Origin of the sequence: Paractinoplanes brasiliensis, assembly GCF_004362215.1 — a bacterium.
Classification (GTDB): Bacteria; Actinomycetota; Actinomycetes; order Mycobacteriales; family Micromonosporaceae; genus Actinoplanes; species Actinoplanes brasiliensis.
On sequence record NZ_SNWR01000001.1, the window covers coordinates 3,511,482 to 3,529,096 of the forward strand.

Here is a 17,615-nt window from a genome sequence, read left to right on the forward strand (position 1 = left end):
TCAGCCGTACGTGTCGCGGGGGCCGCGGCCCTGCACACGGCGGGGTCCCTTGCTCCACGAGGGGGCGGCCGGGCCGTGGATGTTGAGCTTGGTGACGACGTTGTGACCGACCTCGGTGGCGATGCTGCGCAGCAGTTTGGCGGCGAGCAGGCGCAGCTGTGTGGCCCAGGCGGTGGACTCGGCCTCGACGGTCAGCACGCCGGCGTCCAGCTTGATCGGGCGGCTGTGCTTGGCGATGTCCGGGCCGACGACCTTTTCCCAGGCGCCGAAGACCGTGGCCTCGGCCTTGGGGCGTTCCCAGCCGCGCGCCTTCATCAGCCGTTGCAGCACGTCGCCGAAGAGGGCCGGGTCACGCGGGTCCGGTCCGGGGCCGGAGTAGCCGCGCAGTCGTCTGCCCTGGCCCTCCCCCGTGGCGCCGGCGCGTCGCCGGGGGTTGCGCGCGGCCTCGCGGCGCTTGGCGAGGGCGGCGTCGAGGACGGCCCGAGCCAGCTGCGGCCCGGAAGCACCCTCAACGCCCTCCTGAGGCGCGGAACCACCCTCACCCTGCCCGTGACCTCGGTCCGGTGGGGCTGAGGGCGCTGCGGGCCTCTCATCGCGATCACGGGCGCCCTCGGCGGCGTACCAGCCGTCGTCGGTCGCGCCCAGCTCCTCTCGCGCCACGCCGTCGGGGTCAGCCTGTGGATAAAACCGTTCCGCTGTGGACGGGGCGTCCGGCCGGTCGCCGCGGGCCCGCGGCGGGCGTTGCTCGCGGGCCAGGTCGTCACGCAGGCCGCGGGACAGGTCGGCGCTGCGTTCGCGGGCCAGGCCCTGATGGCGCTCACGCACCAGCTCGTCGTGGCGCTCCCGGTCGTTGTCGCTAGGCACGGCTCACCGATCCCGTCGTCACGTCGAAGCGGGCGCCGCGCAGGGCCGCCGGCACGTCCTCGGGAACCGCGCAGGTCACCAGCAGCTGGGCGGCGTCCGAGACCAGCGCGGCCAGGCGTTCACGGCGGCCCCCGTCCAGCTCGGCGAACACGTCGTCGAGCACCAGCACCGGCTCGATGCCGTCCGAGCGCAGCAGATCGTAAGCGGCCAGCCGCAGGGCCAGCGCGAACGACCAGGACTCGCCGTGGCTGGCGTACCCCTTCGCCGGCAGGTCGCCCAGTTGCAGGGCCAGATCGTCGCGGTGCGGGCCGACCAGGGTGGTTCCCCGCTCGATCTCGGCCGGGCGCCGTTCCTGCAGCGAGGCCAGCAGGGACTGCTCGAGCGCCGGGCGGTCGGGAGTGAGCTTGTCGCCGAGCCGGGACGCGTACGCGATGGAAGCCGCTGCCCGACCGGCCGCGACCGCGTCGTACGCCTTGGTCAGGTGCGGCCCGAGGGCGGCGGCCAGCTCGATCCGGCCGGCCAGCAGCTCGGCACCGTGATACGCGAGGTGCTGATCCCAGACGGCGAGCGTGGAGAGATCCTGGCCACGGTTCCCGCCGACCTTGCGGGTCAGGTACGCCGTCCGGAGCAGGGCGTTGCGTTGCTTGACGACGCGGTCGTAGTCGGAGCGCACCCCGGCGAAGCGGGGCTGCCGGGCGACCAGCAGATCGTCGAGGTAACGACGACGTTCCGACGGGTCACCACGTACAAGCTCAAGATCCTCGGGCGCGAAGAGCACCATGCGCAGAGCGCCCAGCACCTCGCGGGGACGCCGCACCGGCGAGCGGTTGAGCCGGGCACGGTTCGCCTTGCCGGGCACGATCTCCAGCTCGACCAGGAGCTCACGTCCCTCATGGACGATCGCACACCGGATCACCGCCGAGGCCGCGCCCGCCCGTACGAGGGGAGCGTCGGTGGCCACGCGGTGACTGTCCAGAGTGGCCACGTAACCCAGAGCCTCGATCAGGTTGGTCTTGCCCCTGCCGTTCTGGCCGACCAGCACGGACACGCCGGGTTCGAGGTCGACCGCCACCCGCTCGTACGAACGGAAGTCGGTCAGCTCGACCCGGCGTACGTACACGTGGGCCTCAGCGCTTGACGGCGTGGCCGCCGAACTGCTGACGGAGCGCCGCCACAGCCTTCATCGCGGGCGAGTCGTCCTGACGCGACTCGAACCGGTTGAAGATCGAGGCCGCCAGGACGTGGGCGGGCACGGCGAGGCGGATGGCCTCGTCGACCGTCCAGCGGCCCTCGCCGGTGTCGTCGACGTAACCCTTGAGACCGGAGAGCGTCGGGTCCTCGTCGAGCGCCCGGTCGAGCAGGTCGAGCAGCCACGACTTGACGACGGAGCCCTCGCGCCAGCTCTTGATCACGGCGGGCACGTTGTGGACGAGCTCGGACGCGATGAGGATCTCGTAACCCTCGCCGTACGCCTGCATCATCCCGTACTCGATGCCGTTGTGGATCATCTTGGCGTAGTGGCCGGCGCCGTGCGTGCCGGCGTGCGCGAAGCCGAACTCGCCGGCCGGCTTGAGCGCGTCGAAGATCGGCTGGACCTTGGCCACGTCCTCCGCGTCGCCGCCGACCATCAGGGCGTACCCGTTGTCCCGGCCCCAGATGCCGCCGGAGACGCCGACGTCGAGGTACTTGATGCCCTTGGGCCTGAGGCGCTCGGCCCGCGGGGCGTCGTCGGTGAACTTGGAGTTGCCGCCGTCCACGATGATGTCGCCCGGCTCGAGCAGCCCGGCGAGCTCGGTGATGGCGTCCTCGGTGATCTTGCCGGCCGGGACCATGGTCCAGACGACTCGCGGAGCGGTGAGTTTCGAGACCAGCTCGGCCACGTTGGCCACGTCGCTGTTCTCCGGGTGATGGTCGTAGCCGACCACCTCGTGGCCCGCCGCACGGATCCGGTCGCGCATGTTCCCACCCATTCGGCCGAGACCGATGAGGCCGAGCTGCATGGTGTCCCCCTAGTAAGCGTTTGCTTCTGATCGTTCAGGGCGGTGGAGACCGAAGCGGGTGGGCTACGGCCGATCGCCGGTCAAGGTCGGCCCTGAACAACCTTCAGTATCAGCGGGTTACCCGGATCGGCATGATCAGATAGCGGTATCCGGGCACGATTTCGCCGTTTTCGGATGCGGGGGAGATCACAGCTGGCTTGAATGCGTCGACGAACGAGAAGAGCGCGTTCGGAGCACCCAGGTTCTGCAGACCGTCGATCAGGTACTGCGGGTTGAAGCCGATCGTGAGCGGCTCCCCGGTGAACGTGGCCTCCATGGCCTCACTGGCCCGCGCCTCCTCGGTCCCACCGGCCTCGACGACCAGACCGTCCTCGCTGAAGCTCAGCAGCACCGGCGTGGTGCGCTCGGCGACCAGCGCGACACGGCGAACGACCTCGACGAGCGCGGCCACACCGATCTGGGCCTGCGCGTTGCTGCTGGCCGGGAAGAGCGAGCGGACCGGCGGGTAGTTCGCGCCGTCGAGCAGGCGGCTGGTCGTACGGCGGGTGCCGCCGGCAAAACCGATCATGCCCTCGCCGGCGTTGCCCTGCGCGAGAGCGAGCACGACGGAGCCGCCGAGCGGGCCGAGCGTCTTCGCGGTGTCGTTCAGCGTCTTGGCCGGGACGAGCGCGTTGAGGCTGATCTCGGGGTCGTCCGGGTTCCACTCCATCTCGCGCATGGCGAGGCGGTATCGGTCGGTGGCCAGCATGGCCATGCTCGAACCGTTCAGCTCGATGCGCACACCGGTCATCATCGGCAGCGTCTCGTCACGACCGGCGGCGACGGCAACCTGGGCGACGGCCGCGGCGAAGGCGGCCGCGTCGACCGTGCCGGCGCTCGAGGGCATCTCGGGCAGGCTCGGATAATCCTCGACGGGCATCGTCGGCAGGGTGAAGCGCGCGCTGCCGCAGACCAGTTCGAGGTGCGCGCCGACGGCCGCGATGTCGACCGGCTTGGCCGGCAGAGCCTTGGTGATCTCGGCCAGCAGACGCCCGGAGACGAGCGCGGCGCCGTCCGCGTCGGCCTGCACGTCGACGGTGACCTGGCTGGAGACCTCGTAGTCGAAGCCGGAAACCTGAAGCCGGCTGTCGGTGACACGCAGCATGACACCGGCGAGGACCGGCACCGACGGCCGGCTGGGCAGGCTTTTCGCCGTCCACGCCACGGCGTCGGCGAGTGCGTCTCGCTCCACCCGGAACTTCATGCTGTCCTCCGCGTCGCTTCCTGTCGGGGCGTCGTCGACCCCTACGAACCTTATTCGCCGAGCCGATCAGGGCCTAATCAGTCTCGTCCACCATGGTGACCGCCTGCGACCCGCCCCGGTGGGTCCGGAGCGTGCCAGCCGTCGTGTCCGATGTTCCCGTACGCCGAGCGTGTCGCTCAGCGGGTGTTCCGCCGGTGCCGGCTCGGGTCTTCGTCCCTCGTTGTCTCTTCGTCCCTCATTGTCAACGAGCGCTCAACGACGAAGGCCGGCCGTCCCGCCATGCGGCTCTCCCGGCTCACTGCTCGTCCGGTGTGACTCGAGGTTCGCGTATCTGGCGTCCGAACTCTGTCCCGCGCCTGCCGTCACGTCTCCGCCGCGACGCTCGCCCACCCGCTGCCGTCCGTGTCTGCCGGGACGCCTGCCCACGTTCCCGCCGTCCGGCTCTTCGGTTCAACGGAACTTCGAGGGCCTCTGGTCCTCGGTGAGATCTTCGAGAGCCGGAGCACCGACAAGCCGTCAGGCAAGCAATCCACAACTTCCACAACGCCGTTGATTGCTTTTTGTTGTCCTAGAGAGATAACTAGTCGTCTTCATCGGTCCTGTGCAAAGTGTGGAAAACTCAAGTTTCCGCAGCTCATAGGGTTATCCACCGGTGGTTCGCATGTGGGAAACCAGGGTATAAACCCGGGTCTGGATCCACAGGCGACGCGTCCTCAGCAGGTTGTCCACCGCTGTCCACCGGTTATCCACGGGATATCCACGGGTTTTATACCCAGGTCTGTGGACAGCGTCGGTACGCCATCGACCCGTTGTCCCCAGAACCTTCAACAGGAAATCCACACGCTTCCACAGGCGGTGGAAATCTAGGTGACTCTCCGTGTCTGTCCACATCGATTTCCCCAGGAGTTGTCCACATCTGTGGGTAACGGTCGGCTCGGTTGTCCACCGCTGGGGATAAACCCCTGTGAACGCCTGTGGATTAGTGTGCATAACGTTGGCACGAACCCGTTCGGTCACAGCATTGACAAACTCGCCCTGGGGATGAGTTGCCGCTTGCGCTCTCTTACTCGGTGACCCCGGACTGTCGACGGCCACCCCTGTGGAGAACTACGTCCGCTGAGCGTCACGGCCGTCCACAACCTGTGGACAAATGCTGAGGAATACGGATAATTACGCCGTACGAGCGACAAGCAGCCTGTGGATAACTGCCGCTTTCTGGGGACAACGCTCGGCTCGTCCTCGGTCACGCGGAGCGAGACACCCAGCCCGAGGCCTTGATTCCCGAGTTGTCCACATCCCCGTCCGGCTACGGGCGCGAAGACGACAACGACCCGGCGCAGTCGGCCGTAGCCGCTTCCCGCCCATCCCGAGGCGCTGTGGACAACTCGGCCCAGCTGGACTTTCCCCCCGACCTGCTCGCCCCGGGCGACCAGCGCCTGGCCGTGATCTGCAACTGGCCGCCGGGGACGAGGGCGGCGCTCGCTGGCACGCAGCCCCGGGCCGTCGGGTGCCCTGTTCTGCCCAGATGCTCCAACGGCCTGTGCATAACCTCGTGGCCAGCGCAAAGTCGCTCTATCCACAGGCGTCGACACCTGCCCGAGAACATCGAGCGGTCAGGGTCGTCGGCCCTCACCCGGCTATCGTCCGCTCACCTGGCGCCGTGATCGGTCGGACTGGTCGGCCCGGCTGCGCCGTCGCGTACCCGTTCGTCGGCACCCACTGCCCGAGCGCTCGACACGCCACGACCTCATGTCTGCGGCGGCGGCCCCGTTCGACGCGCAGACGATCCCCGCGGTGGCCCAGGGCTTCACACCCCGCAGGTAGGTGAGCGGCGTGGTCGGCTGCCGCGGGCGACAAGCCCGCAGACGCCAGGCTTCACATCCCGCCGGGTCGACCGGGGTGGGCATTACCAGGCGGGCGACACAAGCCCTCGCTCCAGGCTGGGGCCGGCGCGGGTATGGGGCCGGGCCCCCGCCGGTAGCGGGCGACGGCCCGAAGCCCGACGGCCCGAAGCCCGACGGCCCGAAGCCCGACGGCCCGAAGCCCGACGGCCTGAAGCCCCACGGCGTGGGAGCCGCGTCTGCGTTTGTCAGCCTCGCACCCGCGTACTGGAAAAGGTTGGGGGTGTTCTGTTTGATGCGTGGATTCAGGTGTTCTGTTTGATGCGGTTGGTCAGCTCGGCGATCTGGTTGTAGAGGGAACGCCGCTCGGCCATGTGCTGGCGGATCTTGCGGTCGGCGTGCATGACCGTGGTGTGGTCGCGTCCGCCGAAGGCCTGGCCGATTCGTGGGAGGGAGAGTTCCGTCAGTTCGCGGCAGAGGTACATGGCGACCTGGCGTGCGTTCACCAGCACGCGGGAGCGGGAGTGACCGCGCAGGTCCTCCAGGCTGACGCCGAAGTAGTCGGCCGTGGAGACCATGATCTGATCGGCGGTGATCTCGGGGCCGGCGCCGTCGGGCATGAAATCGCGCAGCACCTCTTCGGCCAGCGAGAGCTGGACCGGCGAGCGGGTGAGGCTGGCGAAGGCGGTGACCCGGATGAGGGCGCCCTCGAGTTCGCGGATGGAGTTGGAGACGCGCGACGCGATGAACTCGAGAACATCGTCGGGCGCGTACATGCGCTCCTGCGCGGCCTTTTTCTGAAGGATCGCGATACGCGTCTCGAGGTCGGGCGGCTGGATGTCGGCCAGCAGGCCCCACTCGAACCGGGTGCGCATGCGGTCCTCGAGCGTCGCGAGCTGGCGCGGCGACCGGTCCGAGCTGATGACGATCTGCTTGTTCGCGTTGTGCAGCGTGTTGAAGGTGTGGAAGAACTCCTCCTGCGTGCGCTCGCGATTTTCCAGGAACTGGATGTCGTCGATCAGCAGGATGTCGACGTCGCGATAGCGCCGCTGGAACGCCTGGGTCTTGTCGTCGCGCAGGCTGTTGATGAAGTCGTTGGTGAATTCCTCGGTGGACACATAACGGACGCTGCGGGCGTGACCGAGGGTGGTCGCATAGTGTCCGATCGCGTGCAGCAGGTGGGTTTTGCCCAGACCGGAGCTGCCGTAGATGAACAGCGGGTTGTACGCCTTGGCGGGCGACTCGGCGACGGCGACGGCGGCCGCGTGCGCGAAACGGTTGGACGAGCCGATGACGAACGTCTCGAACATGTACTTCGGGTTGAGGCGGTTGCCGTCGTTGGTGCCGCGCGGGTTGCTCGACGGGCGGATGTCGTGCTGCGAGCGGCCGGGGCCGTTGTCGCCGCCGCGCATCTGCAACGTGTCGTCGCGCGGGTCGCTGCCGCCGCCGAACGAGGGTTGATGGTCGTCGGGCCGGCGCTGGCTGTCGCGCATCGGGGACGAATCGGACCCCATCCGGTGCCCGGTCGGGTTGTTCGATTCAGTCGATTCAGTGACATCCGCCACTGGGGGGCCGCCGCGTGTCGGCGGGGGCTGCAGCGGCATGGGGTCGCCGAAAAGGGCCTCCTGGCCACCGCGAGCGGCGGGAACCCCGCGGGGGTACTGGGGGCGCTGGGCCGAGCCGGGCGGGAACGAGTCGTAGTCCGAGGGCTCGGGCTGGCGGGGCGCCTCCGCGTAGTGCCGTGGTTGCGGCTCGCCGGCTTCCTCGGGAGCGGGCTCGACCGGCGTGCCGTACACCGTGCCGGGCAGACCGGTGCCGTCCTCCGGAGGCTTGACCGTGACCGCGACCTGTATCGGACGGTTCAGCCGGCGGCTCAGCGTCTCGGTGATCGCGGGCCGCAGCCGCGACTCGATGACATCGCGGGTGAAGGCGTCGGGCACGGCGAGCAGGGCCGTGTCCTCGACGATGGCGCGCAACTGGGTCAGCTGCAGGTAGGCGCGCTGCTGACGCGACGAGATCTCGTCGGCCAGTTCATCCAGCGTCGCCTTCCATACCCCGCCCAGGTCGACCTGATCGGCCACCGCCGCGCCACCCCCATCGCCACCGACCCCCGGTGGACCTTTGTCCGGCTCATCGCCTTGCCCGTCGTCGCCCTCCCGGCGTTCGACAGCTCCCCCAACTCAGCACCACATTTAACGTGCTGAAGACGCTCGGCGCCACCGGCTGTCCACAGGTTATCCACAACCTGTGCACCGCTGGGCAGACGCTCCCCGGCCGGATGGTCGGCAGACGGTTCCGGAGCCTGAAACGGCGCGGTTGAAACAGGCTCACCGCCTCCTCGGCCTCGTCACGGCCGCACGGGTGCGGACCCCACCGAGAAATCTTCCGAGGCTCCCCGAGGCGAACGATTTACCTGCTTGTCTGGTTTTGGCCGACTCGTCGTGGTATGCGTACAGCGCTGATGACCAGCAATCGGGCACGCTAACAGCGACCTCGTCGAAGCATCAACTCTGCAGCCGGCCCGCAAGCGCCCGACCGCAGGAAAAGATTCATTACCTGAGTAGAAGGACGACTCAACCAACCTCGTGATCGCCGTAACGGCGTGCCGCGACAGGATATGGTTGACCGGCGTGGCCGCCCTGCGTAGGGTCGAGCGGTTGCTCCGCCGCGCTCTGCTAAAGTGGCGTCTTGCAGCTTTGATGCCCCCTGGATGTTGTACGAAGACGGAGTTTTGACGTGAGCAAGCGCACCTACCAGCCGAACAACCGCCGGCGTGCCAAGACCCACGGCTTCCGGCTGCGCATGCGCACCCGCGCCGGCCGCGCCATCCTGGCGTCCCGCCGTTCCAAGGGCCGCGACAAGCTGTCGGCCTGAGCCGACCGCTGTCGGGCCGGAATGCCCAGGTAGTCGTGCTGCCCGCGGCACAGCGCGTGCGGCGTAGTGCTGACTTCGCCGCTGCGATTCGCGGTGGCCGCCGAGTTGGCCGAGGCACGGTTGTCGTTCATCTGCTTCTCGAGGAGCCGGCGCAAGCCTCCACGGCACGCGCCGGCTTCGTCGTATCCAAAGCCGTCGGCAACGCGGTGATCCGCAACGAGGTCAAGCGTCGTCTGCGGCATCTGGTGCGTCCGATGCTCGACGAGTTGCCGGGCGGCTCGATGCTGATCGTCCGCGCTCTCCCGGCCGCGGCCGGCGCCTCGTACGCCGCTCTCGGCACCGACCTGGCGGCCGCGGTGGCGGCAGCCCGTAAGCCACGGCGGCCCCGATGAGCCTGCTTGCCCGCGTGCTGACCGCGATGGTGGTCGCGTACCGTCGTTATGTGAGTCCGGTGCTGCCGGCCCGCTGTCGGTTCTATCCCTCGTGCAGCGCGTACGCCCAGGAGGCCCTGTCGCGTCATGGCGCTGTGAAGGGGACGGGGCTGACGGTCTGGCGGCTCCTGCGCTGCCACCCCTTCCACCCTGGCGGGTACGACCCGGTACCTGACGCGATCCGTCACCGTCCTGCCGATGTGACTGGAGCCTGAATTGAGTCTCGACTGGATCTACTACGCCATTTCGTGGATCCTCCTGCGCTGGCACGCCCTCTGGGATTTCATCGGTGTGCCCGAGGGCCGGTTCATCGGCTCGAACTGGTCCTGGATCCTGGCGATCGTCTTCCTCGTGGTGACGGTCCGGGTCATCCTGTTCCCCGTCTTCGTCAAGCAGATCAAGAGCCAGCGGGCCATGCAGGCGCTGCAGCCCAAGGTCAAGGAGCTGCAGGACAAGCACAAGGGTGACCGGGAGACGCTCCAGAAAGAAATGATGGAGCTGTACCGGACGGAGAAGGCGAACCCGCTCATGGGCTGCCTTCCGATGTTCCTGCAGATCCCCGTCTTCCTGGGCCTCTTCCACGTGCTCCGGCGCCTCAACCCCGACAACCAGGGCAAGACCCTGTACGGGTGGACCGTCGAGCAGTTCGAGAGCGCCACCCACGCGTCGCTGTTCACCGCGCCGCTCGCGGGCAAGTTCGGTTCCAGCGCCCAGGAGCTCAACGCGCTGCAGGCGAACGGCGGCACGGTCAAGGTCATCGCCGGCATCCTGGTGCTGATCATGATGGCGACCACGTACCTGACCAGCCGCCAGATGATCCTCAAGACCGGTTGGGCCGAGGACCCGCAGCAAAAGATGATCCAGCGCCTGATGCTCTACGGCATCCCGGCCTCGCTGCTCATCTCCGGTGCGCTCTTCCCCATCGGTGTGATCATCTACTGGGTCACGAACAACCTGTTCACCCTGGCCCAGCAGCAGTGGGTGCTTCGCAAGTTCCCGCCGCCGCCGATGGCCGGCAAGAGCGGCTCGTCGCCCGCTCGCCCCTCCGGCCCGCCGGCCAAGAAGCCCGCCGGTGGCAAGGCGCCGCAGAGTCCGGTGCAGCCCGGTCGCAGCGGTGGTCTGTTCGGCCGTAACAAGCCGGCCCCCGAGCCGGAGACGCCCGTGGTCGACACCAAGGCGCTCGCCCCCAAGCCCGGCGCCAAACCGGTGAATCCCAAGCGGGGCGGACGACCGGCCAGCAAACCCAAGGGATGATCGCGGCTCGGGCGTCTGTTTCCTTCGGCGCCCGAGCGCTCCCCTTCCGATACCTCCCCGCGGCCCGCCCACACCGCGAACGGCGCCGAGGGAAACAGCGGACCGAGCAGGTCCGGCCCGATTAGTACGGAGATGAGACCGTGACCGACACCAGTACGCCCGAATCGTCAGTCTCCGCCGAGGACACGTCCACGGCCTCGTCCGCGCCGTCCTCTGCTTCTGAAGAGACGAAGGCGTCCGAGAGCGTCGCATCCGACGGCGACCTGTTCCGCCAGAGCGAGATCGCCGCAGACTACGTCGAGGGCCTGCTCGACATCCTCGACTACGACGGCGACATCGACGAGCTCGTTTCGGCGGGTCGGCCCATGGTCGAGGTGGTCGGTGGCCGGCTGCAGCCGCTCGTCGGCCAGCGGGGCGCCACGCTGGAGGCTCTGCAGGAACTGACCCGCCTGGCGATCTTCCGGCAGACCGGGTCGCCGTCGCGTCTGCTCCTCGACATCGGCGGTTACCGGGCCTCGCGTCGCAAGGAGCTGGCGGCCGTCGCCCGCAACGCGGTCGAGAAGGTCAAGGAGCACGGCGACCCCGTACGCCTGGAGCCGATGTCGGCGTTCGAACGTAAGTGCGTGCACGACGTGGTCAACGCGATCTCGGGCGTGCAGAGCGAGTCCGAGGGCGTCGAGCCCAACCGTCGCATCGTGGTGCGCGCGGCGGACTGACATGAGCAACCCACGCTTCGGCGGGGAGCCTTCCGGCCCGGGTGAGGAATCGCCCGGGCCGCAGTCTTTCCCCAACCGTCGGCCCGTACGTCGTCCGATCGCGTTTCCCGGCAAAGCCCGCTCGAAGGGCACGCCGTCGTCATCTTCCGCGCGTATGCCGTCTTCTTCCGCAGCCGCCGCTTCCGTCACGCCGCCTACGTCTCCGGTGTCCCCTTCCGACTCCACCTCGCCGCCTTCCGGTTCCCGTACGGCGGCTCGCGCGGAGTCTGCACTTTCTGACCCCGGGGTTGCCTCAACGGCCGGCGGCCCTGCGGGGGACGCGGAACCGCCGGCGGAGATCGCGGAGGTGGCGGCTTCGGTGTTCGGCGATCGGTTCGGCCTCGCCGTCGACTACGCGCGGCTGCTGATCACCGACGGCGTGGTGCGGGGCCTGATCGGACCACGTGAGGCCCCGCGCATCTGGGAGCGCCACCTGGTGAATTGTGCCGTGGTGTCGCAGATGATCCCTATCGGCGCTTCTGTGGTTGACGTCGGGTCTGGCGCGGGTTTGCCCGGTATCGTGCTGGCAGTGGCTCGACCAGATCTACGTATCACCCTGGTCGAACCACTGGCACGACGCACCGCGTTCCTGTCGGAAGCGGTGACCGCCTTGGGTCTCGACACGACCGTCACGGTCGTCCGGGGCCGTGCCGAGGACGTTGTCGACGGACCCCCCGCCGGCGCCGACGTCGTCACGGCGCGCGCGGTCGCCCCGCTCGACCGGTTGGCCGGGTGGTGCCTCCCGCTGGCCCGTGTCGGCGGCAGGCTCCTGGCGCTCAAGGGCGCCTCGGCCGCCTCGGAAGCGGCGGAGCATCGCGAGGCGGTAGCTGCCCTGGGCGGCGCCGACCCGGTGGTCCGGCTGTGTGGCGAGGGCTTGATCGACCCGCCTACCACAGTGCTCGAGGTCGTCGTGCTGTCGAGGCCGAAGCCGTCCACCGGGGCGGCCGGCTCGGGGCGCGGCACGGCCGGACGGTCCGGCAAGCGCGCCTCCGAGCGAGGGAGATCGCGGAGGGGCTAGATGTCACGGCGGGGTGCGCGAAAGCGGAACGCAAAACAACGGCGTCCCGACCAGGGCACCCCCGACACTTCCCCTCGTACGGGGTCCACGTCCGCCACCCCGGCCGTCCCAGCTGATGCCGGCCGGGTCGGGTCGCCTCACCCTCAACCCACTGGCGAGGTCGGGTGGCCCGTACGGGAGGATTCGACTCCGGCGCTTGGACCACGGGGGTCGTCGCCGCCGTCCACCCGTGATCGGGCTAGCACGTCGCCCGGTCCCGGTTCGTCTGCGCGTATCTCGTCCGCTTCCCAGCCGGCAGCTCTTCCTTCCTCGTCGGCCGCTCCTATCCCGGCCGTTCCCGGACAGGCATCCCCCATGCCGGCGGCTCCGGGTCCGGCTCCCATGCCGGCGGCTCCGGGTCCGGCTCCCATGCCGGCGGCTCCGGGTCCGGCTCCCATGCCGGCGGCTCCGGGTCCGGCTCCCATGCCGGCGGCTCCGGGTCCGGCTCCCATGCCGGCGGCTCCGGGCCGGGCCGGCTCCATGCCGGCGGCTCCGGGTCCGATTCCCATGCCGGCGGCTCCCGGCCCGACTCCGACGCCAGCGGCTCCCGGCCCGGCTCCTACGCCGGCGGCTCCCGGCCAAACCGATTCCGGTTCGCCCACTCCTCAGGCGGCCGTTGCCGTGTCGGCTGTTCCCGTGCCGCCAGCTCCTGGGCGTTCCCATCCCGGTCGGGTCGTTGCCATCCCAGCCGTTTCTGCGCCCGCCGGTGCGGGGCGGAGCGCTCCGGCGTCGCCTGCTCCCGGGGCAGCTTCTCCTCGGCCGAGATCATCCCGGCCCACTTCTTCCGCGTCAGATACCCCGTGTCCGCCCTCTTTCGGGCCCACTCCTCTGGCGGCGACCTCTCCGTCGTCGGCCGCTCGCGGGCAGACCGGTCCCGAGCCAGTGTCTGAATCGTCAGCCTCTCCCCGCCCGGCTTCTCCTGAGTCGACCGCTGTCGCGTCGAGATCTCCAGTGCCGTCCCCTGTCGCGAGTTCTGTCGCGCCGTCTCCGGTCGGGCCGGCCGTGCCGTCTCCGTTCACTGGTATGCATCCCGCGCCGGCGCCCCCGCTGCCCGCTGCTGTCGCGCCGGTCTCTCCAGTGCTGACCGCTGTAGCGTCGACCTCTCCTGTGCCATCTCCCGTTGCGCCGACATGTCCCGAGGCGGCCGATGTCGCGCCGACTTCTCCGGCGGCGATGTCTTCCGCGTCATCCCCGGTCCCGCCGACCTTCCCCCGGCCGGCCGTCGTCGCGTCGACCCCTCCTGTGTCGTGCCCCGTCGTGGACACCTCTCGCGAACCGGCCGATGCCGCGGCAGCCTCCGCCGGGCTGGCCCCACTCGTGCCGACTTCTCTGGTGCCGTCCCCCGTCGCGCCGACTGCACCTGCGTCGGTCTCCAGCACTTCGAGTAGTCCGGTCAACCGACGGACGGATGCGCCGAAGCTTGCGGTTGCCCACCGGGAGGTGGCGAGTGAGCCGACCGAATCGTCTGGCTCGAGTTCGGATGTTGCGGGAGTTGGCTGCGTTTCGACTGCACGCGGCGCCGACGGTGCTGCAACTGGACGTACCAGTGCCAGTTCAGCCGACGTTGACGCCGCTCGTTGTGAAGGGGAGCGAGGTGCGGGGCGGGCCTCTGCGATTTCAGGCCAAGGCGCGAGGGCTGCGCTGCTGCGGTTGTCGCGGGCTTTTCGGCGTACGAGGAAGCGGGTTGTCTCTGAGGCGACGGACGGGTCGCATGGTCCCGCCGAGGCTGTGGAGGTTTGGTCGGATTGTCCCGGCGTAGTGACCGGAGACGGTGCGGCTGTCAACCCTGTGTCAGGGGACGTGTCGACCGGCGTGAAGATCGAGTCGTCTGGCGAGGAGGAAGTGTCTACGATGCACTCGCCTCATCAGGCGGTCGGCCATGGCGGGGCTCGCCCGACGGCCGTAGGCTGGCCGGGCGTCGATAGTGTGGACCGGACTTCTGCCGCCGGAACGCACGTGTCGCCGACCGACCCGTTCCTCACTAACAGGGATAAAACGGTGCATGAGTACGGTGTTTCACGTGAAACCAAGTCATCTCTTGACGGCGACCGCGCGTCAGGAGCCGGCGCGGGCGGTCATAGTGGCGCATTCAACACCGGAGAACAGGGCGTGCCCTCGCCTCGCATGAGCAGCTATCCCGGCGGTGGCCAGATCTACGGCTCCCCGACCCCACCAGGGCCGCCCATGGAGGAGCCGCGCCGCCCAGCGCCTGCCCCTCGCTCGGGTCCTCCCGCAGTCGGTTCGACATCTATACCGGTGTCCGCGGCTCCCGTCTCCGCTTCTCCGGTTTCTGGTACTCCCGCTCCCCCGGTCGAGCCTGCCCTGAGCCCGGACGAGCATGTTTCACGTGAAACGCCGGGCCGGGATGAAGACGATCCGCCCCTAGCCATGGAAGCGTTGCGAGCTGTGCAGATCCTCAACCCGAGCGGCGAGATCACGATGCCGCGTCCGGACCACCCGAGGGTGCTCTGCGTCGCGAACCAGAAGGGCGGCGTCGGCAAAACGACAACGACGGTGAACCTCGCCGTCGCGTTAGCGCTGCACGGCAACCGGGTTCTCGTCGTCGATCTTGACCCTCAGGGGAACGCGTCGACCGGGCTCAATGTGCCGCACCACGCCGGTGTTCCGGATGTGTATGACTGCCTGATCGACAACATTCCGCTCTCGGAGGTGGCGCAGCCGGTCGAAGGCATCCCGAACCTCTGGTGCGTCCCGGCAACGATCGATCTGGCTGGCGCTGAGATCGAGCTGGTCTCGGTCGTCGCTCGGGAATCCCGTCTGGCGCGCGCCATCTCGGCGCACCCGGAGCAATTCGACTACGTCTTCATCGACTGTCCGCCGTCGCTCGGCCTGCTGACTGTCAACGCGTTGTGCGCCGCGCAAGAGGTTCTCATTCCGATCCAGTGCGAGTACTACGCCCTGGAAGGCCTGAACCAACTCATCAACAACATCAATCTGGTACGCCAGCACCTCAATCCGACGCTGGATGTCTCCACAATCCTTCTGACCATGTACGACCGGCGTACGCGCCTGGCCGACGCGGTCGAGCAGGACGTGCGCAACCACTTCGGCAGCAAGGTTCTCAACGCCGTCATCCCCCGTAACGTGCGGGTGTCGGAGGCTCCGAGCTACGGGCAGTCCGTGATGACCTACGATCCGGGTTCACGAGGCGCGACCAGCTACTTCGAGGCCGCCCTGGAGATCGCGATGCGTGGCGTCAACACGGGAGGCACCGCATGAAAAACCGTCCACGGGGCGGCCTGGGCCGCGGCCTGGGCGCTCTGATCCCCACCGCGCCGGCCGCTCCTGGCGCTGGTGCGGGGGAAGCTTCGACTCCCTCGACGCCGTCACCGGCGACCGCCGAACCGGCTGCGCGCATTGTGGCTGCTCCTGTCGCCACTCCCGCAGGCCCGTCAGCAGCTGCTTCCGAGGGCTCATCCGTCGACGCGCCCGCAGTTTCGCCGGCCGCCGAGGAAACGGACGGTCTGGCGCCGGTTCCCGGTGCCCGGTTCGCCGAGATCCCGGTTACGTCGATCGAGCCCAATGCCAAGCAGCCCCGTCACGTCTTCGACGAAGAAGCGCTCGACGAACTCAAGACCTCGATCCGGGAGGTCGGCTTTCTGCAGCCGATCGTCGTCCGAGAGCTGGGCGACGGCAAGTACGAACTGGTCATGGGTGAGCGCCGGTGGCGGGCCGCCCAGGCGATCGGTCGTGAGTCGATCCCGGCGATCGTTCGGGAAACCCGCGACGACGCCATGCTGCGGGACGCGCTGCTCGAGAACATCCACCGGGCGAACCTCAACCCGCTGGAAGAGGCGGCCGCCTATCAGCAGTTGCTCGAGGAGTTCGGGGCCACGCACGAGGAACTGGCCAAGCGGATCGGTCGCAGCCGTCCGCAGATCTCCAACACGATCCGGCTGCTGAACCTGCCGGCCCCTGTCCAACGGCGGGTCGCCGCCGGTGTCCTGTCGGCCGGGCACGCGCGTGCACTGCTCGGTCTCGACGATGCCGAGGGCCAGGAGAAGCTCGCGCTTCGCATCGTGGCCGAGGGCCTTTCTGTACGGGCTACCGAGGAGCTGGTGTCGCTGGCGATCTCGGACGGCCCTGCCAAGAAGGCCGCCCCCAGCCGACGACCGAAGGTTCACGCCCCCGCCCTCAACGACCTCGCCGAGCGACTGTCCGATCGCTTCGACACCCGAGTCAAGGTCGATATAGGACGCAACAAAGGCAAGATCACCATTGAGTTCGCCACGGTCGACGACCTCGAACGCATAGTCGGCATGATCGGCGTCGACGAGGAGGGCACGAACGGCGAAGAGTGATTCGCCGCTCGACCTGGACCCGCGAACGGGGCTCGCGAATCATCGCGGGCCCCGTTCTCTTGTCCTTCAACCTTCGGCCATCAAACCCTTTCCCTCGTACGCCGTGGCGGAGGCACCGAGGCCACCGCCAGGCCCTCCCGTGGGTCTCGGCGCAGTGTCACTGGCTATGCGTCGTACCGTGGGGATCGTTGAGTAGGTAGCCAGCAATTACAAGCTGCCGACGTCGACGCCTTCGGCGGCGAGGCGGGCTGAGTGGAGCGGCGCCCATGTGGTTCGGTGGCCGAAATCCGGTTCTGTCAGAGCCATTCTCCTGGGATTTCGGGATCGGCCTGATCTTGCTCCGGGACGTTTCGAATTCCCGTTTTGCGAGGAATTCTCGCACGCCGTTCCGGAGGGGCGAACGCTGCACAAACAAAGAACATGGGGCCGCTCTTCGGGGAGCTCGACGTCGATGCATGACCCGGCAACCGTCGGTCAGCGCGGAGCACGAACATGTCTGCGTTGAGGCGTCGCCTGTGCAAGCCGAGGTTTACAGTTGCGTATTCGCGAACGGCTCGGGTGCCCGCGATGCCGGCTCCAGCGTCTCCGTGATGGATCGACTCTCCCAGGCGGGCGGCGCTCGCGGTAGTGCGGTCACCTTGCACTGCTGCGGGTGGGCCGACTTCCTTGGCGGTTGGATGCTTCCGCGGGCCCGATTTCCCTCGGCGGTTCGTTCCTTGTCGGGTGGGGTAGCCGTTGGGACTGGCCGTCCTCTTCGCGCGGGTCAATTCGCTTGGCCGTCCGTTCTCCCGGCGGCAGCCCTAGGGCAGTCCGTTTTTCCTAGCGTGGCTCGACTCGCTTGGGCGGACCGGTTCCCCCGAGGAATCGCTTTCGGGCAAGTCCTCCTCGCGTCGGTCGACTCGCTTGGGCGGTGGTCCGATTACCGGAGGGCGATCCACACGGGGGTCGACTCACTGACAGTCTCATGTCTCTAT

Annotated in this window: 13 protein-coding genes; 8 read left to right on the plus strand and 5 right to left on the minus strand. The window is 68.5% G+C overall.

Going from position 1 to position 17,615, the window contains the following annotated elements:
* The 5 genes from C8E87_RS15720 to dnaA all read right to left on the minus strand — a co-directional run bounded on the left by C8E87_RS15720 (nucleotide 1) and on the right by dnaA (nucleotide 8,029).
* Entirely contained in the window at nucleotides 1–489 is a 489-nt protein-coding gene (locus C8E87_RS15720; RefSeq protein WP_239080662.1) for a DciA family protein, read from the minus strand.
* A 367-nt stretch (nucleotides 490–856) separates the two neighbouring features.
* Complete coding sequence (gene recF / locus C8E87_RS15725) at nucleotides 857–1,984, minus strand: DNA replication/repair protein RecF (protein ID WP_133873792.1); 1,128 nt, start codon at nucleotides 1,982–1,984, stop codon at nucleotides 857–859.
* Between the two features lie 7 nt (nucleotides 1,985–1,991).
* Nucleotides 1,992–2,864: a phosphogluconate dehydrogenase (NAD(+)-dependent, decarboxylating) gene (gene gnd, locus C8E87_RS15730; RefSeq protein ID WP_133873793.1), complete on the minus strand. Its 873-nt coding sequence runs from the start codon at nucleotides 2,862–2,864 to the stop codon at nucleotides 1,992–1,994.
* 109 nt (nucleotides 2,865–2,973) lie between these two features.
* Complete coding sequence (gene dnaN / locus C8E87_RS15735; protein ID WP_133873794.1) at nucleotides 2,974–4,107, minus strand: DNA polymerase III subunit beta; 1,134 nt, start codon at nucleotides 4,105–4,107, stop codon at nucleotides 2,974–2,976.
* A 2,146-nt stretch (nucleotides 4,108–6,253) separates the two neighbouring features.
* Complete coding sequence (dnaA, locus tag C8E87_RS15745; RefSeq protein ID WP_133873796.1) at nucleotides 6,254–8,029, minus strand: chromosomal replication initiator protein DnaA; 1,776 nt, start codon at nucleotides 8,027–8,029, stop codon at nucleotides 6,254–6,256.
* Nucleotides 8,030–8,684: 655 nt separating this feature from the next.
* Here dnaA and rpmH point away from each other — a divergent pair.
* From rpmH to C8E87_RS15790, 8 genes are all read left to right on the plus strand, one after another.
* A complete protein-coding gene (rpmH, locus tag C8E87_RS15750) occupies nucleotides 8,685–8,822 on the plus strand; it encodes a 50S ribosomal protein L34 (RefSeq protein ID WP_133873797.1) in 138 nt (45 codons plus the stop codon).
* Nucleotides 8,823–8,857: 35 nt separating this feature from the next.
* On the plus strand, nucleotides 8,858–9,214 hold the full coding sequence (rnpA, locus tag C8E87_RS15755) for a ribonuclease P protein component (RefSeq protein WP_133873798.1): 357 nt from the start codon (nucleotides 8,858–8,860) through the stop codon (nucleotides 9,212–9,214).
* On the plus strand, nucleotides 9,211–9,468 hold the full coding sequence (yidD, locus tag C8E87_RS15760) for a membrane protein insertion efficiency factor YidD (protein ID WP_203720979.1): 258 nt from the start codon (nucleotides 9,211–9,213) through the stop codon (nucleotides 9,466–9,468). Before rnpA ends, yidD begins: the two co-directional genes overlap by 4 nt.
* Before the next feature lies 1 nt (nucleotide 9,469).
* On the plus strand, nucleotides 9,470–10,507 hold the full coding sequence (gene yidC / locus C8E87_RS15765) for a membrane protein insertase YidC (RefSeq protein WP_133873799.1): 1,038 nt from the start codon (nucleotides 9,470–9,472) through the stop codon (nucleotides 10,505–10,507).
* A 140-nt stretch (nucleotides 10,508–10,647) separates the two neighbouring features.
* Complete coding sequence (locus tag C8E87_RS15770; RefSeq protein ID WP_133873800.1) at nucleotides 10,648–11,223, plus strand: Jag family protein; 576 nt, start codon at nucleotides 10,648–10,650, stop codon at nucleotides 11,221–11,223.
* Between the two features lie 358 nt (nucleotides 11,224–11,581).
* Entirely contained in the window at nucleotides 11,582–12,280 is a 699-nt protein-coding gene (rsmG, locus tag C8E87_RS15775) for a 16S rRNA (guanine(527)-N(7))-methyltransferase RsmG (RefSeq protein WP_438866065.1), read from the plus strand.
* Nucleotides 12,281–14,443: 2,163 nt separating this feature from the next.
* Nucleotides 14,444–15,559, plus strand: a complete 1,116-nt coding sequence (locus C8E87_RS15785) for a ParA family protein (RefSeq protein ID WP_438866176.1) — start codon at nucleotides 14,444–14,446, stop codon at nucleotides 15,557–15,559.
* Nucleotides 15,556–16,641 carry a ParB/RepB/Spo0J family partition protein gene (locus C8E87_RS15790; RefSeq protein ID WP_133873803.1) on the plus strand — a complete coding sequence of 362 codons (1,086 nt, stop codon included), beginning with the start codon at nucleotides 15,556–15,558 and terminating at the stop codon, nucleotides 16,639–16,641. Before C8E87_RS15785 ends, C8E87_RS15790 begins: the two co-directional genes overlap by 4 nt.
* The last annotated feature ends 974 nt before the right edge of the window (nucleotides 16,642–17,615 follow it).